Below are 25,594 nucleotides of genomic sequence, written 5' to 3'. Positions count from 1 at the left end.
TGGTGAACTTCACAGCCCCAAGTGTAAATTTTGATTGACACTTTGATGCGTAATCTTAAGATGACAATTGGGAGCAGAAAGCATCCCGTGTCCGGGGAGGGCACGACAATGCGCAGTTCAGCCATCGTCTTTGAAAAACCGGGAATACTCGCCGTCAGGCGATTGGCGCTCCGTGCGCCCGAGGCGTCGGACGTGGTTGTCGAGTCCTGCTTCAGCGGGGTTTCGAGTGGCACAGAGAAGTTGCTCTACGACGGCACCATGCCAGCCTTTCCGGGCATGCGTTATCCACTCGTCCCAGGCTATGAGACGGTTGGCACGGTGGTCGAGGCCGGGCCAGACTCCGGCCGCTCCGTCGGAGATCAGGTCTTCGTCCCGGGCGCCAATTGTTATGAAGATGCTGCCGGACTGTTCGGTGCCAGCGCCGCAAGGCTCGTGGTTCCCGGTGCCCGCACCGTCAAGACCCAATTTGAGAATGCGGAAGAGGCAGCCCTGCTTGCGCTGGCGGCAACCGCACACCACGCCGTCTGTCGGTCGGCACATCCAGCCACACTTGTCATCGGCCATGGCGTCCTCGGCCGCCTGATCGCCCGGATTGTCATGGCAACCGGGCATTCGGCGCCGACCGTCTGGGAGACACGCCTTGCCCGCCGCGATGGAGCGACCGGATATGTCGTCGAGACACCAGAGGCCGCCGGCGACCAGCGTCACGACGCCATCATCGATGCAAGCGGCGATCCCAGCGTTGTCGACAAGGCCATCGCGCGCCTCAACCGGCGCGGGGAACTCGTGCTCGCCGGCTTTTATGGCGAACGGCTCGACTTCGCCTTTCCGGCGGCCTTCATGAAGGAAGCCTCCATCGCCATCTCCGCGGAGTTTACGCCGGCGGATGTCCAGGCGGTGCTCGCCCTTGTCGACTCCGGGCGCCTCTCCTTAGGCGGCCTGATTACCCACCATTCCGACCCATCGAATGCGGCCTCGGCCTATCGGACCGCATTCAAAGACCCCGACTGCCTGAAAATGATCATCGACTGGAGGAATGCCGCATGAGCCTCGACCTCGCACAAGACGGCCTGGAGCGCCTGCAGGAGAACCTTCGTGACGAAGCCGCCATCGAACCCGATGCCCCGGCGACCGGCAAGGTGACCAAGGATACGCAGATCATCGCGATCTACGGCAAGGGTGGCATCGGCAAGAGCTTCACGCTCGCCAATCTCTCCTACATGCTGGCGCAACTCGGCAAGAAGGTCTTGCTGATCGGCTGCGATCCGAAGAGCGACACGACCTCGCTGCTTTTCGGTGGGCGCGCCTGCCCGACCATCATCCAGACAGCCTCGCGCCGCAAGGAAGCTGGTCAGGAAGTCTCGATCTCCGACGTTTGCTTCAAGCGCGACGGCGTCTTTGCCATGGAGCTCGGCGGACCGGAAGTCGGTCGCGGCTGCGGCGGACGCGGCATCATCCATGGCTTCGAAACCCTGGAAAAACTCGGCTTCCATGAATGGGACTTCGATTTCATCCTGCTCGACTTCCTCGGCGACGTGGTCTGCGGCGGCTTCGGCCTGCCGATCGCCCGCGACATGTGCCAGAAGGTCGTCGTCGTCGGCTCCAACGACCTGCAATCGCTCTATGTCGCGAACAATGTCTGCTCTGCGGTGAAATACTTCCGCAATCTCGGCGGCAATGTCGGCGTCGCGGGTCTCGTCATCAACAAGGATGACGGTACGGGTGAAGCCCAAGCCTTTGCGGACGCCGTTGGCATCCCGGTGCTCGCCTCGATCCCGCAGGATGACGACATCCGCCGCAAGAGCGCCAACTACCAGATCATCGGCACGCATGAGAGCCATTGGGGGCCGCTTTTCGAAGCACTCTCGATCAATCTGGCCGAAGCGCCGCCGATCCTCCCGAAGCCGCTCGATCAGGATGGCCTGCTCGGCCTCTTCGACGCCAGCGAAACAGGCGCCGATTACAAGCTCCAGCCAGCCCTGCCGGAAGACATGTGCGCCACGGGCGCGCTGAAACGGCCGTCGCTGGAAGTCGTCTACGACAACGTGTGAGATCGGGTGAACATCATGGATGACCTGCGCAAGGAATTCGAGCTGGACGACGCTGGCGGGATCGCTCCCGTCGGCAACGATGCCGCCGTCCTTGGCGACATGGCGACCGCAGACACAAACGGCATTGGATGCCATGGCGGCGTCGAGCTTTCCAAGGCAGCGGCCCGTGCCGCTGGCCAAGGCGAACTGATGGATCGCTTCGAGGCGGACTATCCCAAGGGCCCTCATGATCAGCCGCAATCCATGTGCCCGGCCTTCGGCTCGCTCCGCGTCGGCCTGCGTATGCGCCGTGTCGCCACGATCCTCTCGGGCTCTGCCTGCTGCGTCTACGGCCTGACCTTTACCTCGCATTTCTACGGCGCCAAGCGCTCAGTCGGCTATGTGCCCTTCTCCTCCGAAACGCTCGTCACCGGCAAACTATACGAGGACATCGTCGAGGCCGTGCACCAGATGGCGGATCCGGAGAAGTTCGACGCCGTCGTCGTCACCAACCTCTGCGTCCCCTCCGCCTCTGGCGTGCCGCTCCGCATGCTGCCACGCGAAATCGACGGCGTCCGCATCGTGGGCATCGACGTCCCCGGCTTTGGTGTTCCGACCCATGCGGAAGCCAAGGACGTGCTGTCAGGCGCGATGCTCGCCTATGCCCGCCAGGAAATCGGCGAAGGCCCGGTTCAGCGCCCGCGTGGTGGACTGAAGGACAGGCCAACAGTCACACTGCTCGGCGAAATGTTCCCGGTCGATCCGGTTGTGATCGGCGGCATGCTGGAACCCATGGGCCTTGCTGCCGGCCCGACCGTTCCCGTCCGCGAATGGCGCGAGCTCTATTCTGCTCTCGACTGCGCCGCTGTGGCTGCGATCCATCCCTTCTACACGGCAAGCATCCGCGAATTCCAGGCGGCCGGTCGTCCGATCGTCGGATCGGCCCCTGTGGGTATCGACGGTACCGATGCCTGGCTGAAGGCGATCGGCGACAGCTGCAACGTCCCGGAGGCGAAGACCAATATCAGCCGCAATGCCATGCGCGGCGCAATCAAGGCAGCACTCGCCGAGCACAAGATCAACGGCCGCATCACACTGTCAGGCTACGAAGGCTCCGAACTGCTGGTCGCACGCCTGCTCGTCGAACTCGGCGCGGACCTGCGCTATGTCGGCACGGCCTGTCCGAAGACGCCTTACAACTCCGAGGACGCCGAATGGCTTTCCGCGCATGGTGTGGAACTGCGCTTCCGCGCATCGCTGGAGCAGGACCTCGCCGCCTTCCATGAGTTCAAGCCGGACCTCGCCATCGGTACGACCCCCGTGGTGCAGAAGGCCAAGGAGAGCGCCACCCCTGCCCTCTACTTCACCAATCTGATCTCTGCCCGGCCACTGATGGGTCCGGCCGGCGTCGCCTCGCTGCCCGCCGTGATCAACGCCGCGATCGGCAACAAGGACCGCTTCCTCGCCATGAACGCCTTCTTTGAAGGCGTAGGCCAGGGCGATGGCGCTGGCATCTGGGAAAACGTGCCCGAAGATCGCAGCGCCTATCGCAAGAAATTCGCCGCCAAGGTCAAGCAGTCCCGCAACGCCGTCGACAATGGGGAGAGTGTCGGATGCTGATCCTCGACCACGACAGAGCCGGCGGATACTGGGGCAGCGTCTATGCCTTCACCGCGATCAAGGGTCTCCAGGTGATCATCGACGGCCCGGTGGGCTGCGAAAACCTGCCGGTCACCTCGGTCCTCCACTACACGGACGCCCTGCCTCCGCACGAGCTGCCGATCGTCGTGTCGGGTCTTTCCGAAGACGAACTTGGTCAACATGGCACGGAAGGTGCGATGAAGCGGGCGCGTCTCGCGCTCGATCCGGACCTGCCGGCCGTCGTCGTTACCGGCTCGATCGCCGAAATGATCGGTGGTGGCGTGACGCCGGAAGGTTCCAACATTGTCCGCTTCCTGCCCCGCACGATCGACGAAGACCAGTGGCAGAGCGCCGACCGAGCCCTGAAATGGCTCTGGACAGAATTCGGCCCCAAGGGCGGCAAGGTGCCCGCACCGCGCAGACGTCCGGAAGGCGCAAAGCCCCGCGTCAACATCATCGGCCCGATCTACGGCACCTACAACATGCCTTCGGATCTGGCGGAAATCCGCCGTCTCGTCGAGGGACTGGGCGCCGAAATCAACATGGTCTTCCCATTGGGCAGCCATCTCGAAGACGTCCGCAAGCTCGCCGATGCCGATGCCAATATCTGCCTCTACCGCGAATTCGGCCGCCTGCTCTGTGAAACGCTCGACCGCCCGTATCTGCAAGCACCGATCGGCATCCATTCGACGACGGCCTTCCTGCGCGAACTCGGCGACATGCTCGGGCTCGACCCTGAACCCTTCATTTTGAAGGAAAAGCACACGACGCTGAAGCCGCTCTGGGATCTCTGGCGCTCCGTCACCCAGGACTTCTTCGCGACCGCGAGCTTCGCGATCGTCGCAAACGAGACCTATGTGCGCGGCATCCGCAATTTCCTCGAAGAGGAAATGGGCCTGCCCTGCAACTTCGCGATCTCGCGCAAGGCCGGATCGAAGACTGACAATATCGAGGTTGCGGAACTGACCGCCAAGAAACCGCCGATGATCATGTTCGGCTCGTTCAACGAGCGCATGTACATGGCCGAGCGCGGGGCCCGCGGCAAGTTCGTGCAGCTGTCCTATCCCGGCGCCATCGTCCGTCGCCATCCTGGCACGCCTGTCATGGGTTATTCGGGTGCGGCCTGGCTGATCCAGGAAGTCTGCAACGCGCTTTTCGACATGCTGTTCGACATCCTGCCGCGCGCCGGAGAGCTTGATGCGATCGAGGCGACCACGGCCCGTCCGCGCACGGATATGGCTTGGCAATCCGATGCCCAGGCGTCGCTCGAAAAATTCATCGGCAACGAGCCGGTCCTCGTCCGCATCTCGGCCGCCAAGCGGCTGCGGGAAGCAGCGGAACGCGAAGCCCGCCGCGCCGAAGATAACGAAGTTACCCGCGATCATGTCGAAACGGCCGCCCGCCTAGAGGGAGCCTACGCATGAACATCGGAACGAGACCCATCAACGGGACAACTGGAGGCAAAGCCATGGTCACTGCAACCCGATCCGATCAGGACCTGCGTCGACATCGCGACCGCCAGTCCGAGCGCCAGAACATGCGGCGCCTCTACCTGCTCCTCTATCCGCTCTGCCTGTTCGCGGCCGTCGCGTCGCGCATGACCGGCCATGCGGAAGAGGCCGCCGAGCGGTCCGCTCAATCGATCTTCGCCGAGGCTCGCTCCTCGGCCTATGCAGCTGCCGGTTACGCCTTCCACGCGTGACCCGATCCCTTTGCCGGTGTTCTCGACACCGGCAGAAACCCGGCAGGTCTTTTCAAAGACCTCCCGAAACCCCGCCGCGGGGGCGCCGCGGTGTTCGAGACTAGGAGGTGAATTTGATGGCTGAAACATCAAATGTTTCACTTTCGGGTCTGACCGAAAGCGAAGCGCGCGAGGTCCATGGATTCTTCATCCAAGGCTTCATGATATTCACGGCGATTGCCATCGTCGCGCATATCTTGGTCTGGATGTGGCGTCCCTGGATCCCGGGTCCGGAAGGTTACAGCTCTCTCGAGGGCATTAACCAGACGGCTCTCACGCTTCTGCCGATGTTGACCTGAGGAGGACGCGATATGTGGAGAGTCTGGCTTATGTTCGACCCGCGCAAGGCGCTGGTTGCACTGTCTGTATTCCTGTTCACGCTTGCGATCCTGATCCACTTCATCCTGCTGAGCACGGACCGCTACAACTGGTTCGAGGGCAAACCCCTCACGACCAGCTCTGTCGAGCAGTCCCACTCTGAAGGCGTGGATTTCCGGCTCATTGGCTGAAGAACCAAGACGGCAGCGGGCGGCACTTCGGTCTCGCCCGCCGCCAAACGGCATGACCCGACAACGCCGCCTGGCTGATCACCTCTGGAGGAAACGAACATGGCGCTGCTGAGTTTTGAACGCAAATATCGCGTACGAGGCGGGACACTGCTCGGGGGCGATCTCTTCGATTTCTGGGTAGGACCCTTCTATGTAGGGTTCTTCGGCGTCACCACGGCATTCTTCGCGATCCTCGGGACTGCACTTCTGGTCTATGGCGCGGCCATCGGTCCGACCTGGAACATCTGGCGGATCTCGATCGCGCCACCCGACCTGTCCTACGGTCTAGCGCTGGCGCCACTCAAGGAAGGCGGCCTCTGGCAGATAGTTACCGTCTGCGCGCTGGGCGCGTTCATATCTTGGGCCCTGCGTGAAGTGGAGATCTGCCGCAAGCTCGGCATGGGCTACCACGTACCCTTCGCCTTCTCCGTCGCGATCTTCGCCTATGCGACGCTCGTCGTTTTCCGTCCGCTGCTGCTCGGCGCCTGGGGACATGGTTTTCCCTACGGCATCTTCAGCCACCTCGACTGGGTTTCGAACGTCGGCTACCAATATCTGCACTTCCATTACAATCCGGCGCACATGATCGCGGTGACCTTCTTCTTCACCACGACGCTGGCGCTCTCCCTGCATGGTGGCCTCATCCTGTCCGCTGCCAATCCAGGTTCATCGATCACCGAAGCCGGAAAGCAGGCAGAGGTGAAGACGCCGGAATACGAAGACACATTCTTCCGCGACATCATCGGCTACTCGATCGGCACGCTGGGCATCCACCGCCTCGGCCTGATCCTGGCGCTGAACGCGGGCTTCTGGAGCGCCGTCTGCATCGTCATCAGCGGACCGTTCTGGAACCAGGGCTGGCCGCAATGGTGGAACTGGTGGCTGACGCTGCCGATCTGGAACTGAGGGGGACCGGACCATGTTCTTAGCGCAATATCAAAACATCATCACGCCGATCCAGGTCAGCGGTCCAGCGGAAGAAGGCATGCCCCTTCCCGCAGGCGACAGCCCGCGCACCGGCAAACCGATCTTCGTCCGCCTGTTCGGTATCATCGGCAATGCCCAGATCGGACCGATCTATCTCGGCTGGCTCGGCACACTGTCGCTGGTCTTCGGCTTGATCGCCTTCGAAATCATCGGCCTCAACATGCTGGCTTCGGTCGGCTGGGATCCGATCCAGTTCGTACGGCAGCTCTTCTGGCTGGGTCTAGAACCGCCGTCTGCACAATACGGCCTGAAGGTCCTGCCGCCGCTCGCGGAAGGTGGCTGGTGGTTGATCGCAGGCTTCTTCCTGACCATGTCGGTCCTTTTGTGGTGGGTGCGCGTCTATCGTCGGGCACGCCAGCTGGAGATGGGGACTCATGTAGCCTGGGCCTTTGCAGCCGCAATCTGGCTGTTCCTGGTGCTCGGTTTCATTCGTCCACTGTTGATGGGCAACTTCTCGGAAGCCGTGCCCTTCGGCATCTTCCCGCATCTCGACTGGACAGCTGCTTTCTCGATCCGCTACGGCAACCTCTACTACAATCCGTTCCATTGCCTCTCGATCGTCTTCCTCTACGGCTCCGTGCTGCTCTTTGCGATGCATGGCGCGACGATCCTGGCCGTCGGCAAGTATGGTGGTGAACGCGAACTGGAACAGATCACCGATCGCGGCACCGCTTCCGAACGCGCAGCCCTCTTCTGGAGATGGACCATGGGCTTCAACGCCACCATGGAATCGGTCCACCGCTGGGCCTGGTGGTTCGCCATTCTGACCCCGATCACCGGCGGCATCGGCATCCTGCTGACAGGCACCGTTGTCGACAACTGGTACCTTTGGGGCATCAACCACGGGATCGTGTCCCCGCTGCCGGGCTATCCCGGCGTCGTCGACCCGGCGCTTTGAGGAGAACGACGATGAAACTCTGGATTCCCTTCGCCGTCTCCGCCGGTTCATTGCTGACGATCGCAAGCTTCGTTGGCGCCGGTTGGGATGCTCCGCCTGTCGAGAGCGAACAGATCGGCTTTCGCGGTACCGGTATGTATGTCCACCGGGATGTCGAAAAGCAGGAAGCACTGAAGCTGGCGAACGTTGTGCCGCCAGCCCCATGGGAAGCCGACCCCGCGGGCGACAGGGCAGGCGACATCTACGAAAATGTGCAGATCCTCGGCGATCTCTCGGACGACCAGTTCAACCAGTTCATGGCCTCGATCACCGAATGGATCGCGCCTGAAGTGGGTTGCAACTACTGCCATAATCCGGAAAACCTCGCATCCGACGAGGTCTACCAGAAAGTTGTCTCCCGCCGCATGATCCAGATGACTCAGGCGATCAATGTCGATTGGACTGCCCATGTCGGTCAGGTTGGCGCCACTTGCTACACCTGTCACCGTGGCCAGGCGATCCCCGCCAACTACTGGTACGAGGATCTGGAGCCCAAGCCGGCCGGCGGCATGACCCAGAACCGCGCGGGCCAGAATGTCGTGGCGAAGTTCGCAGGCAATTCGTCCCTGCCACAGAACGTGCTGAAGGACTACCTTCTCGAAGCCGAGCAGATCCGTGTTCATTCGACGACGGCTCTGCCGACCGGCACCAACCTCGCCGGGACGAAGGAAACCGAAGCCACCTGGTCACTGATGATGCACATGTCGGAATCGCTCGGCGTGAACTGCACCACCTGCCACAACTCCAGAGCCTTCAATGCCTGGGATGAAAGCCCACCGCAGCGCGTAACCGCCTGGCACGGCATCCGCATGACCCGCGACATCAACGCCAACTACATGGTTGGCCTGACGCCGGTCTTCCCTGACACCCGCAAGGGACCGGAAGGCGATGTCTTCAAGGTCGGCTGCGCAACCTGCCATGCCGGTGTGCAGAAGCCGCTCTACGGTGTCTCGATGCTCCAGGACTATGTCGACTCCCTGGCCAAGAAGGGCCCGATCACGGTGCCGGACTTCACGACCTATCAGCCGGGCGTGACCCAACGGATGGCACCGGCGGAGCAGAGCAGTGCACTGCCGATGAAGACAACCTCTCAGACGGCCGCTGCAGTGCTACCGGCCGAGAACCAGACCGCCAGCGATTGACGGCCTCCCAAGGCGGGCCGCATGGGGAAGGGGAGCTCTCGGGCTCCCTTTCCTTTTGCGCGTTTCGCCCGTCTGCTTGTAGTACCACCACAGCAAACATAGTCAGCATCGGTAACCTTCAGGCTACCGATGCTGACTATGTTTGAGATGAGGAGAGATGGGGGGATCGGTGTGGGTATCAGGCAGCTTCGGCGAAACTCAAGCCCGGAAAGCGCTGCAAGTAGATGCGAAACCAAGGTGTGAAATCCTGCGGACGCTCGAGCACCTCGCGCATCAACTCACGAGGGCCAATCCAGCGGGTCTCCTCGACCTCGCCTTCCACAGGCGCGATCTGCAGTGTCCGGCTGTCGACCTGGGCGCTGAACAGCGTCACACGCTCGTGCTCCTTCAGCCCTTGGCCCACATCGGCAGCATATTCCACGGTCTGATGGCGCGTGAGCGGTAAGGTAAAGCCGAGCTCTTCGGTCAGGCGGCGCTCAGCGCAGTCCTCGACCGTTTCGTCCCAATGGGGATGGGTGCAGCAGGTATTCGCCCAGAGTCCGGCGCAGTGATACTTCGTCGATGCACGTTTCTGGATGAGCAACAGGTCACCGTCGAAGACGAAGACGGACACGGCCAGATGCAGCTGTCCGTCGAGATGCGCCTGCATCTTTTCGATCGGATAGAGCGATCCGTCGCCGGCAATCGCCGGAATGTAAATGCTGTCCGTCATCCTGTCCGGCTCCAAACTCCTGGCTGCGCCGTGCCGATACGGCTTTTGTAATCCTCAGGCAACCGCCCTGGCCAATGCACATTTCGACCACAGCGAACAGAGCGCTTCGGCAAGGTGTTCGATATCCGCGTCTGTGTGAAGCGGCGTCGGTGTAATGCGCAGTCTTTCCTTGCCAACGGCGACCGTGGGATAGTTGATCGGCTGGACATAGATGCCGAAGTCGTCGAGCAACACGTCCGAGATCCATTTGCACTTGGCCGCATTACCGACCATGACGGGCACGATGTGGCTCGGGTTGTGCATGTGCGGGATACCCCGCACGTCGAGCGCCCGCCGGACCTTCGCGACCGTCGCCTGATGCATATGGCGCTCGAAGGGGCTTTCCTTGAGATGGCGGATCGACGCAGTCGCCCCAGCCGCAAGCGCCGGCGGGATCGCGGTGGTGAAGATGAAGCCTGACGCAAAAGAGCGAACAAAATCCACCAGCACGGCGGGACCGGTGATGTAGCCGCCCATGACACCGAAAGCCTTGCCAAGCGTCCCCTCGATGACCGTCAACCGGTCCATGAGGCCTTCGCGCTCAGCCACGCCACCGCCGCGCGGCCCGTACATGCCGACCGCATGCACCTCGTCGAGATAGGTCAAGGCACCGAACTGGTCGGCGACATCGCAGATCTCCTTGATCGGCGAGATATCGCCGTCCATCGAGTAGACGCTCTCGAAGGCGACCAGTTTCGGCGCTGCCGGATCGTCGGCCGCCATCAACTCGCGCAGATGCTTGTAGTCATTGTGCCGGAACTGCCGCTTGATGCAGCGGGAATGACGGATGCCTTCGATCATCGAGGCGTGATTGAGCGAGTCCGAATAGCAGATGATGCCGGGGATCTTTGCGAGCAGCGTGCCGAGCGCTGCCCAGTTGGACACGTAACCTGATGTGAAGATCAGCGCGCCTTCCTTGCCATGCAGGTCCGCCAGCTCCTGCTCGAGCAGGACATGATAATGATTGGTACCGGAGATGTTGCGCGTGCCGCCGGCACCGGCGCCGCACTTACGCACAACCTCGATCATCCGTTCCGTCACGAGCGGGTTCTGGCCCATGCCGAGATAATCGTTCGAGCACCAGACGGTGACGTCGCGGGCCGTCCCGTCACCATGGTGAAACGCGGCTTTCGGAAAGGCCGAGCAGTGACGCTCAAGATCCGCGAACACGCGGTAATTGCCGGCAGTATGCAGGCCGGCAAGCGCCTCTTCCATGTGCTGGAAAACAGTCATCAGTCTTTCCTCTTCCCGATCGTGTCTTTTGCAATTGCTGTCCAGGAGGTGTGCGGCACGGACACCGGCCCACCCTCCTTGAGTGCGGAAACGCCGTCCGCCGCAGGGCGGATGGCAAGATTGGCCCGATCCTGGCGCGCCATCGCCCAGCGCCAGAGCGCCGTGTCCGAGACGGGAAGGACGAGAACCAGATGCTCAACGATGGCAAGCGCCATGAAGGTGGCGAGCAATGTGTGTCCGACCACCGAATGCGCATGTGTCGCGCGGTTGGCACCGACGACGAGGACGGCAAAGATGCCGGCCGCGATCGCCAGAAAGATCGGAAACAGCGGCGTCATCCGGTCGGTCTTGAAATAGCTTTTGAGATGGCGGATGCCCTTCGGCATCAGCTCGCTGACGGCATGCGGCGCGCCGAGGAAGATCACCAGCTTGGCGGAGATCCGCATACCCCAGAGCAAACCGAAGGCGGCGAGCCCGAAGAGATTGGCCGATCCCTCGAGCGTTAACCACAGGGCAATCGCGGTCACCAGAATGGCGATCTCGTGATCGCTGACTGCCTCCCAGGCCGCCCGGAACCGGCTGAAGCCGGTCAGCCCGGGCGGGCACTCACCCGTCCGTCGTCCTGTCAGTAGCCCTGTCAGGAAAGCAGCCTCGTGCCAAGCCCAGACGAGCAGCGCTCCGAAGAAGCCGACATAGGAGCCGAGCACCGTCGGCTCCTGTGCGCCCCAGAGCATCAGCCCGAAACCGAATGCGCCGATCACGGTCATCAGCCCCATCAGAACAAGGCCCCTGCCCCGCGGCCCGTCGGATCGGTTGACCATGGCGAGCACCAGCCCGGTCGAAAGCCACCATACGGAGATGGCGACCAGAACGACAGCGAGCGGGTGCGTGAAGGTCATGGCAATCTCCTCACCAGACCGGCTGCAGGCGGGACGTCGCCGGGATGGCGTTCGACTTGGTCGGGATCGCATACATCCGGACGAAATTGACCGCTGCGGCCGCCGACCAGAAACCCTTTGCGATCTTGCCCGAGAGGCCACCCTTTGCGTCAGCCGCCATGACCTTGCGGTTGATCCGCTCCATCCGGCGGAAGCCTTCATGCAGGGCCGGATTGTCGAGATCGAGCACGAGCGGGAAGCACTGGCGCGAGATCTCGCTCGTCAGCCGGAAGACCTTCATGTCGTAGTCGTCGATATCGACGCCGAGACCCTTGTGGAAGGCCGGCCGCATATGGTCGCGCACATACATGGTAGCGAAGACGGCAAGCAGGAAGAACTTGATCCAGTACTTGTTCATGCCCTCCATCAGCCGCTTGTCGGAGCGGATGATCAGCGAGAAGGCCTCGCCATGGGAGAATTCGTCATTGCACCATTCACGGAACCACTTGAAGATCGGGTGGAAGCGCTTGTCCGGGTGCTTTTCGAGATGCCGGAAGATGGTGATGTAGCGGGCATAGCCGATCTTCTCGGAGAGATAGGTCGCATAGTAGATGAACTTCGGCTTGAAGAAGGTGTACTTCTTCGCCTTTGCCAGAAAGCCCATGTTCACGCCGATGCCGAATTCCTTCAGCGCATCATTGATGAAGCCGGCATGGCGCGACTCGTCTCGGCTCATATAGCCGAAGAGCTCGCAGATCTCCTGGTTCTTGCCGCGTCGCTTCATCTCCTTGTAGAGCACGCAGCCGGAAAATTCCGAGGTGAGCGAGGAAACCAGGAAATCGATGAACTCCTCGCGAAGATCGTCCGGCAGGGCGTCGATGTCGATATCGTCCCACTGTTCGTTGCGCTTGAAGTGCCCGCGGTTCGGATCGCTCTTCATCTGCGCGATCAGCACGTCCCATTCGGCGCGCACCGGCTCAACATTGATCTTGTCCATCTCTTCGAAATCGGTGGTGTAGAAGCGCGGTGTCAGCATCGTGGAGACGAGAGCGCTGCGGGTCGTGTCGCTGACCCCGGCCATGCGTTCTTCGACGGTCGGCTCGTGATCGGCAAGATCAACAGGCGAAACATGGTTGTTCATGACAGTGCCCTCTCCGTGAAGCTGAATTCGCACAATTCCATCATGTCGAGATCCCCGGTTGCGCGGGTCCAGGCCCGCTCCAGGAAACCCGCCCGGGTGATGGTCGCCTTGCGGCGGAAATTCTGGCAGGAGCCATAGGGGATGGAGACCGGTGCGCCATGCACCTGCACTTCGTCACCGGGATGGACCACCACGCCGTTGTCGAACCGTAAGTGCGCACCGAGCGCCTCGAAGGTGTTGTTGATCTCAACGGTACAATCGACCGTCTCCTTCCGTCGCATCAAGGCAAAGACCGGGTTCATTGGTTTTCTCCTCCCTGTGAGCCCAGAAGGGCTTCAAATGCAGCCACGTTGTCCGGGCCGAATGCATCGAGATAGATTCGCTCGCCGGTGCCCGTATCAGACAGGCTCAGTCCGCCCGCATCCCACTTGATCAGTCGGTATGGCGTATCGAACGGTACCTTGGAGACCTGGCGCATGCGCTCGAATGCACGCAAGGAGCCTGGCACAAAGCCACCGGCCTGTGGCGCATAGCTTGCAATCTCCTGGCCAGTCGCAGCGTCTCTCACCACGACGAAATCTGAAGTGGTGCGGGTGATGGTGAGATCGCGGATGGCGATCGGTGCAGCCTGCTGCTGCTTGACGAGCCCGATCCCTGTCGTTGTTCCGAAAAGGATTGCGCCTGCCGTAAAAGCAAGGAGACCGACAAGACCAAGAAACACGCCGCGAGGCACACGATTGGGCGTCTTGCCCTTGCGGTCCGCCCAGTAACCGAGATGCGAGGCCGATCCCATCACACGGCTCCTATTCGGCTGCAACGACGGAAGGCGGCATGGCGCTTCCGGCCGTCTCTTGCATGATAATCCGTGGCTGCTCGGCACGCGCGCCACGATACTGGCCGATCGCGGCCGACAGCACATTCGCCACCTTGTCCGCGTCGGGCAGGCAGATCAGGCTTGGCTCCGGCCTTGAGAAACGGAAGCCCCGCACATGCGGCCACTGAATGAGCCAGGACAGGCGCTGCTCTGGCAGAAGGGCAATGGCGATCATGCCCGCCTTTTCGCCGAGCCGTGCGAGAGCCACACCGTCGACCTGCCGATACGGCAGGTTCAGCGTCATCGAAATTGCCACACCGAAGCGAATGACGATGCGCTCCGTGGTGATCGTGTAGAGGGTCGTCTTTTCAACGGCCCAGGCGAAGAGCTCGATCATGCCGATCAGCACCCCGGCCAAGGCGGTCAGGACAGCCACCGAAAAGACGATGCCGCCGACAGGTTGACCATCGTTCAAGCCGGCAAGCACGGCCCAGCTGGCGAGGATCAGGAAATAACCGACAATCCAGCGGACTTTCAAAAGATGGCGGGCGACAAGGGCAGACGATGGCCGCCCCTGCCAGAGGATGACTTCGCCGGCCGGAGGCACGCCTGGAAGGCCTGGCAGCGGCTCGATCTCATGTTCTCGTGTGACGAACTGTTTCACAGCAGTGGCTCCTGACGAAAGCGATCCGCATAGAGGAGACCCGCACCGAAGTAGGCGGCGATCTTGTCTTCCTCGAGCAGGGTCACGAGTTCCGGACGAGCGGTGGCTGGTACATCGGCGAACTGCGCGGCGGTGACAGCATGCACGTAGAGATACCGGACATTGCCGCGACCGGTCTGGAAGACGACGAAGTTGTTCGGCAAAAGCACGGTGCGTCCACCATCGGCGAGTTCCACCTCATAGTAGCGGATCAGATGCTCGGCCCGGTCGACCCAGATATCCTTGACTGTGCCGGCAATCTGCTTGTCGCAACCGAGGACGGCAAGGCCACGCGGATCGGCGGCGCCTTCGGCAAGGCCGAAGCCCTCGGCGACACGGAGCGGCACGATGCGGGCATCGCCATGGGCGGTCACGTCAGGCTTGTCGGAACGTTCGGCCCAGGAGCCTGGGCCGATGCCCGCAAGCAGCGGATTGCCAACCGGCTCGATCGGATAGCCCGGGGCCGGCGCGATGCGGCGGCTCGAGAAGGTGCGTTCGTCACGCTTGAAGTCAGGAGCATGCCGGACGCCCTGGCCATGCGGCAGGATGAAGGTCTTCTTCGGCGGCACGAAGAGCCAGGGGCTCTTGTTGTAACGGCCCGAGACATCTTCTTCGAGCGGATAGCCCTCGCGGCGGTCTTCCTGGCGCAGATACCAGATCAGCCCCGCGAAGAAGAGCCAAAACACATAGAGCACCACTTGTGCGACATCGATATTCCCAACCAGCGACCCGGTCATATCCAGACCCTCCCGTGTAAAGCGCATCTGCCGGCAATCAGCCGGGCAGCTCCGCCAATCCAAAACGCATGTCTTGCAGATAGTCCCTCTGATAGCGCCGGCCGGTCAGTGGACCGAGAACCGCCAGGCACAGAAAGAGGAGAATGATTTCAAAGCTGTAGACGACCAGATAGCCAGCAGCCGGCGTCATCATGACGTCACCCAGCGAGCCATTGAGCGCCAGTGAATTGATCGTGTTCTTGATCACCCCGCCGGCCAGCATGGCCGCACCGATGGCGGTAGCCTGCACGGCACCCCAGGCGCCCACGACGAGACCACTATCCGAGCGCTCGGCGATACCCATGGCGGCGAGCATCGTGCCGACGGCAAACAAACCGCCGCCAAGCCCGATTGCAAAGGCACCAAGATGGAAGAGCGCGGTAACGCCGAGCGGCGAGGCGAAGATGACGGCCGAGAAGGCGCCGAGACCGATCAGCAAGCCCCGCGCCGCCACCCGGTACATCTGAGCACCATGCTGCAGGCTGCGGGCGGCCCAGGCGAAGCCGACCATGGTGCCGAAGGCCCAAATGCCAGTCAGGCGCGTCGTCTCGCCGACAGTGAGGCCGAGGATTTCGCCGCCATAGGGCTCGAGCAGGATGTCCTGCATGGAGAAGGCCGCAGATCCGATGGCAACAGCCAGCAGCAGACGCATGACACCAGGGGCACTGCGATAATCGTCGAGAGCATCGAAGAAGCTCGACAGATCCCGGTCAACGGCCGAGCGGCGCACGTCGCGGGCTTCCTGCTTCCAGATGGCGATGACGTTGATGATGATGGTGAGCAGCGCCGTGCCCTGGATGACCTGGATCAGCACCTTCGGGGAAAAATCGACCAGGAAAATGCTATAGAAGCTGGAGGCCCCGATCATGCCGGTGAGCAGCATGAAGTATAGAAGCGCGACGACGCGCGGGCGCTTTTCCTCGGGCACGAGGTCGCTGGCGAGCGCGAGGCCAGCCGTCTGCGACATGTGCATGCCGAAGCCGGTGAGAATGAAGGCGAGGCTCGCACCCGCAGCGCCCGCCCAGTCGGGTCCGATGGTCTGTGACTGCAGGAGCAGCAGCGCAAAGGGCATGATCGCCAGACCACCGAACTGCAGCAGACTGCCGAGCCAGACATAGGGCACACGCCGCCAGCCAAGCACCGATTTATAGGTGTCCGAGCGGAAACCGAAGAGGAGCCTGAGCGGAGCGGCAAGAACCGGAATGGCAACCACCGCCGAGACGAGCGCGACGGAAACGCCGAGTTCGACAATCAGCACGCGGTTCAGTGTCCCGGTCAAAAGGACGAGTACGCAACCGGCAGAGATCTGGAAGAGCGACAGCCGCAACAACCTCGACAAAGGCATCTCCGCCGACGCAGCATCCGCAAACGGCATGAAGCGCGTTCCGAGCTTCTGCCAGAACGAGATCATTTTGCGGTTGGCGGCAGCGATCGTCATGACCGGATCACCTCCATGGCCTGCGATGTGTAGAAGCCAACGGCAACCTTGTGGCTGCGACCGACCTGCCAATGGGCAAACTCCGGATGGTTGACCATCTGTGCGACAAGTCGCTCCGGATCGACCAGGTAGATCGCCGGCGCACGATTGCCGCGCGGGAAAACCTTGCCGGCAGCAAGCATCGCCCGCAGCAGGCGGGATCCAGGGGCCAGCGTGAAGATCATCTGGCGGGAGGTGCGCTCGGCCAAAGTGTGAAGCACACGCACGGCGTCTGCCGGGCGGTAGTGGATCAGTACATCCATCGCGACCACGGCATCGAAACGCCCGTGGCGTGGGTCGAGCATGTCGCCGCTGTGGAAGGTGACGGAGCCCTTGAAACGACCATGGGCGGCTTCGAGGTCATGCGCCCGCTGGCGGGCATGCGCGATCATTTGCGCGGACAGATCAATGCCGACGACTTCGGCACCACGTGCGATGAGCTCGAAGGACAGAACTCCCGAGCCACAGCCTGCATCGAGGATGCGCCAGCCTGTGAGGTCCTGCGGCAGCCACGAAGCAAGCGTGCCACGCATCTCTTCGCGCCCCTTGCGCACGGTGGCGCGAATGCCGCTCACCGGCTGGTCGCCGGTCAGCCGCTTCCAGGCATCGAGCGCGGTGCGGTCGAAGTAGTGTTCGATCTCGCCCGTGCGTCTGATGTAATCGGTCTGGCTCATGACAACCTCACTCGAAACCGAGAAATTCGAAAATTTCCCGGTCCTTCATAGGCTCGGCCTCAAGCGCAGGGGTGCCTGCCCAGAGGCGCTCGGCCAGTTGCATGTATTCCTTCTGGATGCCGAGGATCTCCGGGCTGTCGCCCATCTCGAACAGCGTGCTCTTCTTCAGTCGGCTCAGCCGCACATGGTCACTGTCCGGCACATGGGCGAGGCGCGTCAGCCCGATCGCCGCATTGTAGCGGTCGATCTGGTCCGTTTCGCGCGAACGGTTGGCAATCACGCCGCCGAGGCGCACATCGTAGTTCTTCGACTTCGCCTTGATGGCGGCGACGATCCGGTTCATCGCGAAGATGGAATCAAAGTCGTTGGCGGCGACGATGACCGCGCGTTCGGCATGCTGCAGCGGCGAGGCAAAGCCGCCGCAGACCACGTCGCCGAGAACGTCGAAGATCACGACATCGGTGTCGTCGAGCAGATGATGCTCCTTGAGCAACTTCACCGTCTGGCCAACGACGTAACCGCCGCAGCCGGTGCCGGCAGGCGGACCACCCGCCTCGATGCATTGAACGCCGTTATAGCCCTCGACCATATAGTCTTCCGGACGGAGTTCTTCCGAATGGAAATCGACCTTTTCGAGAACATCGATGACGGTCGGGATCAGGCTCTTCGTCAGCGTGAAGGTGGAATCATGCTTCGGGTCGCAGCCAATCTGCAGCACGCGCTTGCCGAGCATGGAAAAGGCGACCGAGAGGTTCGACGATGTCGTCGATTTGCCGATTCCACCCTTGCCGTAGACCGCGAAGACCTTGGCGCCGTCGATCTCCATCGTCGGGTCGAGATGCACCTGGACGCTGCCCTCGCCATCCGAGCGTTCCCGGAGCTTTTCGGCGATGCGGGCCTCGCGTTCTGCGATCTTGCCATGCGTGTAGATGTTCATTGGGCAGCCTCCCTGACCAGCCCCTCGAGACGGTCTTCCAATTCTTCACCGGCCTGTTTCAGAGCGGCGAGCGTTTCTGCATCCGGCTGCCAATAGTTGCGCTCATGCGCCTCGATCAGCCGGTTGGCGACACGCGCGGCAGACGCCGGATTGAGTGTGGCCAGCCGTTCGCGCATTTCGGTGTCGAGCACGAAGGTCTCGGTGATCTGCTGGTAGACCCAGGGATCGACATCGCCTGTCGTGGCCGACCAGCCGAATGTATTGGTCACCTGCGTCTCGATATTGCGCACGCCCTCGTAGCCATGCTTCAGCATGCCCTCGAACCATTTCGGGTTCAGCGTGCGTGTCCGTGTCTCCAGCGCGACCTGCTCGCCGAGAGTGCGGACACGTCCCTCGCCCTGCGTCTGGTCGGAGATGAAGACCGGCAGCGAACCGCCACCCTTGGCCCTGTTGACAGCCTTGGTCAGGCCACCCAGCGTGTCGAAATAGTTCTCGATCGTGGTCACCCCGATCTCGACGGAATCGAGGTTCTGGTAGGCCATGTCGACCTGCCCGATCATCGCATCGAACACCTCGGCCTGCGCGCTGGTCTTGCCGCGACGGTTGATCGCGAAGCTCTTGCGATTGCTGTAGGTCTGCGCGATCTCGTCATCGTCACTCCAGGAGGACGAGGCGACCAGCATGTTGACGTTCGATCCATAGGCGCCGTCGGCATTCGAAAACACTCGGTAAGCCGCCGCCTCGATGTCGCAGCCATGGCTTTCGCAATAGGCGAGCGCATGCTTACGAATGAAGTTCATCTCGACCGGTTCGTCTGCGACAGCTGCGAGATAGCTCGCCTCGGCCAGCATGCTCGCCTGGATCGGCAGGAGATCCCGGAAGATGCCAGACAGCGTCATGACCGCATCGATGCGCGGACGCTGCAGCTCTTCGAGTGGCACCAGAACGGCGCCGCAGACGCGGTTATAGGCATCGAGTCTGGGCCGCGCACCCATGAGTGCCATGGCCTGCGCCAGCGGCGCGCCGCCGGTCTTCAGATTGTCGGTGCCCCAGAGAACAACGGCCACCGTTTCCGGCAGGCGTCCATCGGTCGCGAGATAGCGTTCGAGCACCTTCGCTGCCTGGCGTTCGCCATCCTGGATGGCAAAGGCGCTCGGAATGCCGAAGGGATCGAAACCGTGAATATTGCGACCGGTTGGCAGCAGTTCCGGCGTGCGCAACAGGTCACCAGAGGGCGACGGCAAGACATAGCGGCCGTCCAGCGCCCTGACGAGGCCATCGATCTCGCCGTTGTGCGCCAGTTCGCGGTTCATCGTCACCAGCTTGTCGATACTGTCCTTGAGCTCACCCTCGGCATTCTTCGTCATCCGCGTAATCGTCGCGGCGTCACCCTTGGCGATCGCGGCGATCAACTCAGTCTGAAGGTGCGGACGCACGGCAGGCGGCATGTTGGCGGCGACATGGTCGAGCATTTCCAAACGCTCGTTCTCTTCCATTGCGCGACCGGCAATGTGCAAACCGTGCGGAATGAGCGCGTATTCGACTTCAGCCACCTCGGCCACAAGCGCCAGCACCACGTCGGATTCGGCGAGCGCGATACCATTCTTGCCCAGGTCCAGTTGCTCGGCCTGCACCTGAATGAGCTGGAACAGCCTCTCGCGCTCGACGCGCGCCTCGGGAGCTGCACTGCGATAGCGATCCAGGCTGCCCTTGATCTCCGTCAGGCCTTTGTAGAGCCCGGAATGCGTGATCGGCGGCGTCAGATAGGAGATCAGCGTTGCAGCCGACCGTCGTTTGGCGATCGTGCCTTCGGACGGGTTGTTGGCGGCGTAGAGATAGAAGTTGGGAAGCGCGCCCAGGAGGCGATCCGGCCAGCAATCTGCAGAGAGGCCCACCTGCTTGCCCGGCATGAACTCCAGTGCACCATGAGTGCCAAAATGCAAGACGGCATCGGCGCGGTAGGTTTCGCGCAGATAGCGGTAGAAGGCGGCAAAGGCATGGTTCGGGGCAAAGCCGCCCTCGAACAACAGGCGCATCGGGTCGCCCTCATAACCGAAGGGCGGCTGGATCGCGATCAGCAGGTTTCCATACTGGCGGCCGAGCACGAAGATGCCACGCCCATTGCTGAGAACACGTCCCGGAGCCGGTCCCCACTTTGATTCGAGATCGGCGAGGTGTTTTTCATTGCGCACATGCTGGTCGACGGGGATGACCGTGTGGACATTCGCCTCGACACCATAAAGAGCTGCATTGCCTTCAAGAATGCCGTCCTTCAGCGCTTCGGCATCGGCGGGCAAGTCGACATCGTACCCTTCCGATTTCAGCCGACGCATGGTCTCGAACAGGCTCTCGAAGACGGAGAGATAGGCGGCGGTGCCGATGCTGCCGCTGTTCGGCGGATAGTTGAACATCGCAATGGCGATACGGCGCTCGGCACGTTCCTTGCGCCGCAGGTCGACCATGGCAGCGAGGCGATCGGCGAGCAGCACGACGCGTTCGTCATCGGGCTGCATGCAGGCCCTGCCGGACGGGCAGGAGGCAAGCTCTCTCGAGCAGATGCAGGCTCTCGCCCCGCCACCCGCGTCAGAGCGACCGCCGAAGACCATGGAACCGATCGAGCCGTCGAGTTCCGGGATCGCCACCATCAGCGTGGTTTCGATCGGGGTCAGCCCCTGCGTCGACGAAAACCAGACTTCCTTGCTCTGAAACTCGGTTGCCATCGCGGAGAAATAGGGAACATCGAGCGCCGCAAGTGTCTGGGCAGCGGCAGCTGCATCGCTATAAGCCGGTCCGCCAACCAGCGAGAAACCGGTCAGCGAGCAGAGTGCATCGATGCGCGAACCACCGGCAGCTGGCGTCATGAAGCGTTCGATTGCGCCGCGCATGTCGAGACCGCTGGAGAAAACCGGTACGACATTGAAGCCGCGCAGTTCCAGCTCGCGGATGACACGATCATAGTGGCCGGTGTCGCCAGACAGGATGTAGGTTCTCAGAAGCAGAAGCCCGATCGTCCCGCGCGCACCCGCCTTGTGCGGCAGGCTGGAGAGCTGAGTCGTGACCCGTGGCTTCAGGCCCGGATGATAGAGACCCATGTCGGGATACTCGACCGGATCCCCGACCGTGATGCGGCCCTGGAGGCCCTTGCGCTCGCCCTTGGCATATTTGCCGACCAGCAGGCGGACCATGTTGGCGATATTCTCGTCCGAAGCCGCAATGCGGTATTGCAGCGTCAGGAAGTAGTTGCGCACGTCCTGCGCGGTCCCCGGAATGAAGCGCAGCAATTGCGGCAGGCGGCGCAGCATGGCGAGCTGGCGTTCCCCAGCTGTGCGGCCGCTGTCCTTGCCACCACGCGAGCTTTTTCCACGGAGCTTCTTCAGGAGTGCCAGCGGACCCTTCTGCTCCTCGCTCATCTTGAAGCGACCCATGGTCGTGTATTTCATGATCGTGCCGGCCGACATGCAGCAGGCCATGGCGTCGCATTCGAGGTGGCGTGCTTCCAGCACGTCTGCGATGGCGCGCACATGCTCTTCGACGAAGATCATCGAGACGATGATAATGTCGCCATCAAGGATCGCCGCGCGGCAGGCTTCAAGGCTCGCCGGATTGTCGTTCCAGTCAGTTGCGGCATGCACGGAGAGCGTGAGACCCGGCAGGTCTTGTGCGAGGCTGCGTCGTGCATCATCGACAGCTGCGACAATATGATTGTCGAGTGTCACGAACACCACCCGGACCGGGGTCGCGTCAGCGGGCGAAATGGGCTTTCGCGTCATACAACGTCTCCACGGTGATGGGGCGGATGCCCTTGCGGGCGGCGAAGAGTTCGGTGTTGCGGCGGGCCTTGCCACGCACGAAGAAGGGGATCTTCTTCAGCTCGCGCTCGGCATCTGGCGTCCAGGCCGCGTCATCGGCGGGCACCTCGGCAAGCACAAGCGTCTCATCGTCGGAGATCACTTCGGTCGCAGCAGCCACGGCTGCCGGGGCGTGGGCATGCAGATGCGATGCCTGCGCCTGATCGTTGAACTCGAAGTCATCCCGGAACATCTGCAGAAGGTGCTCTTCAAGCCCCATCATCAGCGGATGAACCCAGCTGTCGAAGATGACATTCGCGCCCTCGAAGCCCATTTGCGGCGAGTAGCGGGCCGGAAAATCCTGGACATGCACGGGGGACGAGATGACGGCGCAGGGAACGCGCAGCCGCTTGGCGATGTGGCGCTCCATCTGCGTGCCGAGAACAAGCTCCGGGCGGGCGTCGATGATGGCCTGCTCGACATCGAGATGGTCGTCGGAAATCAACGCCTCAACGCCGAACTCTTCCGCAGCCTCACGCACTTCGCGGGCGAACTCGCGCATGTAGGTGCCGATGCCGCAGACCTTGAAGCCGAGTTCTCGGGCTGCGATACGGGCAGCAGCGATCGCATGGGTCGCGTCACCGAAGACGAAAACGCGCTTGTTGGTGAGGTAATTGCTGTCGACCGAGCGGGCATACCAGGTTGCCCGGTCCTCAGCCTCGCCGACAGGTTCATCGTTCGAAAGGCCTGCTAGCGCTCGGACCTCCGCAAGGAAGGTGCGCGTCGCGCCGATGCCGATCGGCACGGTCGAGACGAAGGGCATGCCGAAGGTCTTCTTCAGATAGCGCGCCGCACTCTCGCCGATCTCGGGATAGAGCACGATGTTGAAGGCGGCGTCCGGCAGGCGGGCGAGGTCGGCTACGGTTGCACCGAGGGGTGCCACGACACGCACGTCGATACCGTTCGCGGCAAGCAGTCGGCAGATTTCGGTGACGTCGTCACGGTTACGGAAACCGAGGGCTGAAGGACCGAGGATGTTGCAGCTGTTCGGGGCAATCTCAGTGGGACGCTCGCGACCGCCGGCAAAGCTGCGCACAAGCCGATAAAAAGTCTCCGCCGCACCCCAGTTCTCTTTCTTCTGATAGGAAGGAAGCTCCAGCGGCACGACCGGGATACCGACATCGAGCGTCTTGGCAAGCCCCGCCGGATCGTCCTGCAGAAGTTCGGCCGTGCAGGAGGCGCCGACCAGAAGCGCATCCGGCTGGAAGCGCTCGACCGCATCGCGGCAGGCGGTCTTGAACACATCGGCCGTGGAGCCTGCGAGATCACGCGCCTGGAAGGTGGTGTAGGTGACGGGCGGACGCGAGGGGCGACGCTCGATCATGGTGAACAACAGATCGGCATAGGTATCGCCCTGCGGCGCATGCAGCACGTAGTGCACGCCCTTCATCGAGGCGGCGATCCGCATGGCACCGACATGCGGCGGTCCTTCATAGGTCCACATGGTGAGCTTCATGATGCGGCCCTCCGATTTCCGGAGCGGTCGCCCGCGATCATGGCTTTGCGCGTCAACGGACGGGCGAAGAGTTCGGCGAGGTCACCGGCCTGTTCGTAGCCCTGGATCGGTGTGAAGGCGAATTCGATCGACCACTTGGTGACGATGCCTTGCGCCTCGAAGGGATTGGCAAGCCCCATGCCGCAGACGACGAGGTCGGGCTTTGCCGTGCGACAACGGTCGATCTGGATCTCGACGTCCTGGCCCTCGGAAATGGAGACCCCCGGCGGCAGCATGGCGAGTTCGCCAGCCACATGCTCGCGGTGCAGATAGGGGCTGCCGACCTCGATGATCGTGGCGTCGAGTTCGCGGCTGAGATAGCGGGCGAGAGACGGCTCCATCTGGCTGTCGGGGAAGAGGAAGACACGCTTGCCCTGGAGGGCACTGCGGTAATGCGCGGTCGCTTCGAGCGCGCGGCGGCGCGGAGCTTCGGTGACGGCAGCAAAACGGGCCGGCGACACGCCAAACGTATCGGCAATCGCCTTAAGCCACGCCGTGGTACCCTCTTCGCCGAGCGGGAAGATTGCATTGATGCGCGTTGCACCGAGGCTTTCGAGTGCGGCCGCTGTGGCACCAAGATAGGGCTGAGCGAGGATGAAGCGGGTGTGGGGGCCGATCTGAGGCAGACGTTCGCTGCTGCGGCCTGGCAGGAAGACGACGTCTTCCAAACCGAGATCATCGAGCAGCCGGGCAAACTGGTCTTCCACCACATCGGCAACCGAGCCGGCGACAACGAGCTTGGCGACCTTGTCGCCTGCGCCATGCACGGACTGGTCGCGCACCAGAGCCGCGAGAAAATTGTCTTCACCCTGGGTAAAGGTCGTTTCGATGCCGCTGCCGGAATAGCAAAGGACGCGCGGCTTCGAGCCGAAACGCTTGTCTAGCCGTTCGGCGGCGCGGTTGAGGTCGAACTTGATGACCTCCGACGGACAGGAGCCGACCAGCACCAGCATCCGGATATCGGGACGGCGCTCGAGCAGGCGAGCGACTTCGCGGTCGAGTTCGTCATGCATGTCGACCATGCCGGCGAGATCGCGCTCCTCCATGATGGCCGTTGCGAAACGCGGCTCGGAGAAGATCATCACGCCGGCAGCAGACTGGATGAGATGGGCGCAGGTGCGCGACCCGACCACGAGGAAAAAGGCATCCTGCATCTTGCGATGCAGCCAGATGATGGACGTCAGACCACAGAAGACTTCATGCTGGCCGCGCTGCCGGATGGTGGCCGAAGGTGTCGCGCAAGAGACGAGCGGCTGGTTCATGACGCGCCCCCAGTCAGAGAGGAGCCATTGCCAAGTGCAGCAGACGATCTCAGGTTTTCGGCATGATCGAGCCTCGCAAGCCGCAGCTTCCAGAGGAACTGGCCTGCATTGATCACATAGGTGACATAGGCTGCAAGCGCGAGCGCCATCAACGCGTCTGAGGTCAGCGAACCGGCAAACAGGGCGATGAGATAGGCGGTGTGCAGCGCCAGGACCAGCATCGAGAAGACGTCTTCCCAGAAGAACGGGCGGGCGAACAGATAGCGGCCGAACACGACCTTTTCCCAGATCGAGCCGGTGATCATGATCGCATAGAGCGTCAGCGTCTTCACGACGATGGACACCTGGGCGGCAAACAGGCCTTCACCCGTCGCCAGAAAGCGAAAGATCAGACCGAGGCTGACAAGGAAAACAAAGAACTGCACGGGAGCAAGAATACCCTGCACCAAGGTCCAGACACTTTCATCGCGCCTGCGGCGCTCGTCCGGTGTGTAAAGGGCTCGGCTTGATGCCGATGGTGTGGGTATGCGCATGGCGGTCATCCCTTCTCCCATCCCCTCCCAAAGGAAATCGGATTGG

General features: G+C 62.2%; 25 protein-coding genes. 10 read left to right on the top strand and 15 right to left on the bottom strand.

Annotation, left to right across the window (positions count from 1 at the left end; genetic code table 11):
• Positions 1-108: 108 nt before the first annotated feature.
• The 10 genes from bchC (at position 109) to pufC (ending at position 9,026) form a co-directional block, all read left to right on the top strand.
• Complete coding sequence (gene bchC, locus SJY08_RS01105) at positions 109-1,047, top strand: chlorophyll synthesis pathway protein BchC (RefSeq protein WP_069043239.1); 939 nt, start codon at positions 109-111, stop codon at positions 1,045-1,047.
• Positions 1,044-2,051 carry a chlorophyllide a reductase iron protein subunit X gene (locus tag SJY08_RS01100; RefSeq protein ID WP_069043238.1) on the top strand — a complete coding sequence of 336 codons (1,008 nt, stop codon included), beginning with the start codon at positions 1,044-1,046 and terminating at the stop codon, positions 2,049-2,051. Before bchC ends, SJY08_RS01100 begins: the two co-directional genes overlap by 4 nt.
• 15 nt (positions 2,052-2,066) lie before the next feature.
• Positions 2,067-3,650: a chlorophyllide a reductase subunit Y gene (bchY, locus tag SJY08_RS01095; RefSeq protein WP_377274281.1), complete on the top strand. Its 1,584-nt coding sequence runs from the start codon at positions 2,067-2,069 to the stop codon at positions 3,648-3,650.
• A complete protein-coding gene (gene bchZ / locus SJY08_RS01090; RefSeq protein WP_377274279.1) occupies positions 3,644-5,095 on the top strand; it encodes a chlorophyllide a reductase subunit Z in 1,452 nt (483 codons plus the stop codon). The genes bchY and bchZ overlap by 7 nt, the downstream gene beginning before the upstream one ends.
• A gap of 44 nt (positions 5,096-5,139) precedes the next feature.
• On the top strand, positions 5,140-5,373 hold the full coding sequence (locus SJY08_RS01085; protein WP_377274277.1) for a hypothetical protein: 234 nt from the start codon (positions 5,140-5,142) through the stop codon (positions 5,371-5,373).
• Between the two features lie 116 nt (positions 5,374-5,489).
• Positions 5,490-5,711, top strand: coding sequence for a light-harvesting antenna LH1, beta subunit (gene pufB / locus SJY08_RS01080; RefSeq protein WP_006724822.1), 222 nt, complete (start codon positions 5,490-5,492; stop codon positions 5,709-5,711).
• Between the two features lie 12 nt (positions 5,712-5,723).
• A complete protein-coding gene (pufA, locus tag SJY08_RS01075; RefSeq protein WP_054147817.1) occupies positions 5,724-5,921 on the top strand; it encodes a light-harvesting antenna LH1, alpha subunit in 198 nt (65 codons plus the stop codon).
• Positions 5,922-6,020: 99 nt separating this feature from the next.
• Positions 6,021-6,866 (top strand): photosynthetic reaction center subunit L, encoded by an 846-nt coding sequence (gene pufL / locus SJY08_RS01070; RefSeq protein ID WP_054147816.1) that lies wholly within the window; start codon positions 6,021-6,023, stop codon positions 6,864-6,866.
• Between the two features lie 13 nt (positions 6,867-6,879).
• Positions 6,880-7,845 (top strand): photosynthetic reaction center subunit M, encoded by a 966-nt coding sequence (pufM, locus tag SJY08_RS01065; RefSeq protein ID WP_069043235.1) that lies wholly within the window; start codon positions 6,880-6,882, stop codon positions 7,843-7,845.
• Between the two features lie 11 nt (positions 7,846-7,856).
• Positions 7,857-9,026 (top strand): photosynthetic reaction center cytochrome PufC, encoded by a 1,170-nt coding sequence (pufC, locus tag SJY08_RS01060; protein ID WP_054147814.1) that lies wholly within the window; start codon positions 7,857-7,859, stop codon positions 9,024-9,026.
• A 178-nt stretch (positions 9,027-9,204) separates the two neighbouring features.
• On the opposite strand, the gene idi is transcribed toward pufC, so the two are convergent.
• The 15 genes from idi to bchF are packed head-to-tail and all read right to left on the bottom strand — an operon-like array spanning position 9,205 to position 25,557.
• Complete coding sequence (idi, locus tag SJY08_RS01055; protein WP_153762900.1) at positions 9,205-9,738, bottom strand: isopentenyl-diphosphate delta-isomerase; 534 nt, start codon at positions 9,736-9,738, stop codon at positions 9,205-9,207.
• A gap of 54 nt (positions 9,739-9,792) precedes the next feature.
• A complete protein-coding gene (gene hemA / locus SJY08_RS01050) occupies positions 9,793-11,010 on the bottom strand; it encodes a 5-aminolevulinate synthase (protein ID WP_153762901.1) in 1,218 nt (405 codons plus the stop codon).
• Positions 11,010-11,909, bottom strand: coding sequence for a putative photosynthetic complex assembly protein PuhE (gene puhE, locus SJY08_RS01045; protein WP_153762902.1), 900 nt, complete (start codon positions 11,907-11,909; stop codon positions 11,010-11,012). Before puhE ends, hemA begins: the two co-directional genes overlap by 1 nt.
• Before the next feature lie 10 nt (positions 11,910-11,919).
• Positions 11,920-12,969, bottom strand: a complete 1,050-nt coding sequence (gene acsF / locus SJY08_RS01040; RefSeq protein WP_153763626.1) for a magnesium-protoporphyrin IX monomethyl ester (oxidative) cyclase — start codon at positions 12,967-12,969, stop codon at positions 11,920-11,922.
• Positions 12,970-13,025: 56 nt separating this feature from the next.
• Positions 13,026-13,331, bottom strand: coding sequence for a hypothetical protein (locus SJY08_RS01035; protein WP_082347540.1), 306 nt, complete (start codon positions 13,329-13,331; stop codon positions 13,026-13,028).
• On the bottom strand, positions 13,328-13,822 hold the full coding sequence (gene puhC, locus SJY08_RS01030) for a photosynthetic complex assembly protein PuhC (RefSeq protein ID WP_054147809.1): 495 nt from the start codon (positions 13,820-13,822) through the stop codon (positions 13,328-13,330). Before puhC ends, SJY08_RS01035 begins: the two co-directional genes overlap by 4 nt.
• Positions 13,823-13,832: 10 nt before the next feature.
• The gene (gene puhB, locus SJY08_RS01025; protein WP_054147808.1) at positions 13,833-14,507 is read right to left on the bottom strand and encodes a photosynthetic complex putative assembly protein PuhB; all 675 of its coding nucleotides are present in this window, start codon (positions 14,505-14,507) and stop codon (positions 13,833-13,835) included.
• Positions 14,504-15,283, bottom strand: coding sequence for a photosynthetic reaction center subunit H (gene puhA / locus SJY08_RS01020; RefSeq protein ID WP_054147807.1), 780 nt, complete (start codon positions 15,281-15,283; stop codon positions 14,504-14,506). Before puhA ends, puhB begins: the two co-directional genes overlap by 4 nt.
• 37 nt (positions 15,284-15,320) lie before the next feature.
• Positions 15,321-16,760: an MFS transporter gene (locus SJY08_RS01015; RefSeq protein ID WP_377274270.1), complete on the bottom strand. Its 1,440-nt coding sequence runs from the start codon at positions 16,758-16,760 to the stop codon at positions 15,321-15,323.
• The gene (gene bchM, locus SJY08_RS01010; protein ID WP_377274268.1) at positions 16,757-17,473 is read right to left on the bottom strand and encodes a magnesium protoporphyrin IX methyltransferase; all 717 of its coding nucleotides are present in this window, start codon (positions 17,471-17,473) and stop codon (positions 16,757-16,759) included. Before bchM ends, SJY08_RS01015 begins: the two co-directional genes overlap by 4 nt.
• A gap of 7 nt (positions 17,474-17,480) precedes the next feature.
• Positions 17,481-18,410, bottom strand: a complete 930-nt coding sequence (bchL, locus tag SJY08_RS01005) for a ferredoxin:protochlorophyllide reductase (ATP-dependent) iron-sulfur ATP-binding protein (protein WP_377274266.1) — start codon at positions 18,408-18,410, stop codon at positions 17,481-17,483.
• A complete protein-coding gene (locus SJY08_RS01000; protein ID WP_377274264.1) occupies positions 18,407-22,180 on the bottom strand; it encodes a magnesium chelatase subunit H in 3,774 nt (1,257 codons plus the stop codon). The genes bchL and SJY08_RS01000 overlap by 4 nt, the downstream gene beginning before the upstream one ends.
• Positions 22,152-23,714: a ferredoxin:protochlorophyllide reductase (ATP-dependent) subunit B gene (gene bchB / locus SJY08_RS00995; protein ID WP_377274262.1), complete on the bottom strand. Its 1,563-nt coding sequence runs from the start codon at positions 23,712-23,714 to the stop codon at positions 22,152-22,154. Before bchB ends, SJY08_RS01000 begins: the two co-directional genes overlap by 29 nt.
• Positions 23,711-25,015, bottom strand: coding sequence for a ferredoxin:protochlorophyllide reductase (ATP-dependent) subunit N (locus SJY08_RS00990; protein ID WP_377274260.1), 1,305 nt, complete (start codon positions 25,013-25,015; stop codon positions 23,711-23,713). The genes bchB and SJY08_RS00990 overlap by 4 nt, the downstream gene beginning before the upstream one ends.
• Entirely contained in the window at positions 25,012-25,557 is a 546-nt protein-coding gene (bchF, locus tag SJY08_RS00985) for a 2-vinyl bacteriochlorophyllide hydratase (protein ID WP_069043226.1), read from the bottom strand. Before bchF ends, SJY08_RS00990 begins: the two co-directional genes overlap by 4 nt.
• Positions 25,558-25,594 lie beyond the last annotated feature (37 nt).

Source organism: Rhizobium sp. R86522, from assembly GCF_042466255.1.
Lineage (GTDB): Bacteria > Pseudomonadota > Alphaproteobacteria > Rhizobiales > Rhizobiaceae > Allorhizobium.
The sequence above is the reverse complement of the archived record's forward strand: the minus strand, read 5'-3'. Positions and strand labels throughout refer to the sequence as shown.

Excerpts from the sequence above, each read along its gene's own strand:
- bchC (WP_069043239.1), top strand. The coding sequence starts at position 109 with ATGCGCAGTTCAGCCATCGTCTTTGAAAAACCGGGAATACTCGCCGTC.
- SJY08_RS01100 (WP_069043238.1), top strand. The coding sequence starts at position 1,044 with ATGAGCCTCGACCTCGCACAAGACGGCCTGGAGCGCCTGCAGGAGAAC.
- bchY (WP_377274281.1), top strand. The coding sequence starts at position 2,067 with ATGGATGACCTGCGCAAGGAATTCGAGCTGGACGACGCTGGCGGGATC.
- bchZ (WP_377274279.1), top strand. The coding sequence starts at position 3,644 with ATGCTGATCCTCGACCACGACAGAGCCGGCGGATACTGGGGCAGCGTC.
- SJY08_RS01085 (WP_377274277.1), top strand. The coding sequence starts at position 5,140 with ATGGTCACTGCAACCCGATCCGATCAGGACCTGCGTCGACATCGCGAC.
- pufB (WP_006724822.1), top strand. The coding sequence starts at position 5,490 with ATGGCTGAAACATCAAATGTTTCACTTTCGGGTCTGACCGAAAGCGAA.
- pufA (WP_054147817.1), top strand. The coding sequence starts at position 5,724 with ATGTGGAGAGTCTGGCTTATGTTCGACCCGCGCAAGGCGCTGGTTGCA.
- pufL (WP_054147816.1), top strand. The coding sequence starts at position 6,021 with ATGGCGCTGCTGAGTTTTGAACGCAAATATCGCGTACGAGGCGGGACA.
- pufM (WP_069043235.1), top strand. The coding sequence starts at position 6,880 with ATGTTCTTAGCGCAATATCAAAACATCATCACGCCGATCCAGGTCAGC.
- pufC (WP_054147814.1), top strand. The coding sequence starts at position 7,857 with ATGAAACTCTGGATTCCCTTCGCCGTCTCCGCCGGTTCATTGCTGACG.
- idi (WP_153762900.1), bottom strand. The coding sequence starts at position 9,738 with ATGACGGACAGCATTTACATTCCGGCGATTGCCGGCGACGGATCGCTC.
- hemA (WP_153762901.1), bottom strand. The coding sequence starts at position 11,010 with ATGACTGTTTTCCAGCACATGGAAGAGGCGCTTGCCGGCCTGCATACT.
- puhE (WP_153762902.1), bottom strand. The coding sequence starts at position 11,909 with ATGACCTTCACGCACCCGCTCGCTGTCGTTCTGGTCGCCATCTCCGTA.
- acsF (WP_153763626.1), bottom strand. The coding sequence starts at position 12,969 with ATGGCCGGGGTCAGCGACACGACCCGCAGCGCTCTCGTCTCCACGATG.
- SJY08_RS01035 (WP_082347540.1), bottom strand. The coding sequence starts at position 13,331 with ATGAACCCGGTCTTTGCCTTGATGCGACGGAAGGAGACGGTCGATTGT.
- puhC (WP_054147809.1), bottom strand. The coding sequence starts at position 13,822 with ATGGGATCGGCCTCGCATCTCGGTTACTGGGCGGACCGCAAGGGCAAG.
- puhA (WP_054147807.1), bottom strand. The coding sequence starts at position 15,283 with ATGACCGGGTCGCTGGTTGGGAATATCGATGTCGCACAAGTGGTGCTC.
- SJY08_RS01015 (WP_377274270.1), bottom strand. The coding sequence starts at position 16,760 with ATGACGATCGCTGCCGCCAACCGCAAAATGATCTCGTTCTGGCAGAAG.
- bchM (WP_377274268.1), bottom strand. The coding sequence starts at position 17,473 with ATGAGCCAGACCGATTACATCAGACGCACGGGCGAGATCGAACACTAC.
- bchL (WP_377274266.1), bottom strand. The coding sequence starts at position 18,410 with ATGAACATCTACACGCATGGCAAGATCGCAGAACGCGAGGCCCGCATC.
- SJY08_RS01000 (WP_377274264.1), bottom strand. The coding sequence starts at position 22,180 with ATGACGCGAAAGCCCATTTCGCCCGCTGACGCGACCCCGGTCCGGGTG.
- bchB (WP_377274262.1), bottom strand. The coding sequence starts at position 23,714 with ATGAAGCTCACCATGTGGACCTATGAAGGACCGCCGCATGTCGGTGCC.
- SJY08_RS00990 (WP_377274260.1), bottom strand. The coding sequence starts at position 25,015 with ATGAACCAGCCGCTCGTCTCTTGCGCGACACCTTCGGCCACCATCCGG.
- bchF (WP_069043226.1), bottom strand. The coding sequence starts at position 25,557 with ATGACCGCCATGCGCATACCCACACCATCGGCATCAAGCCGAGCCCTT.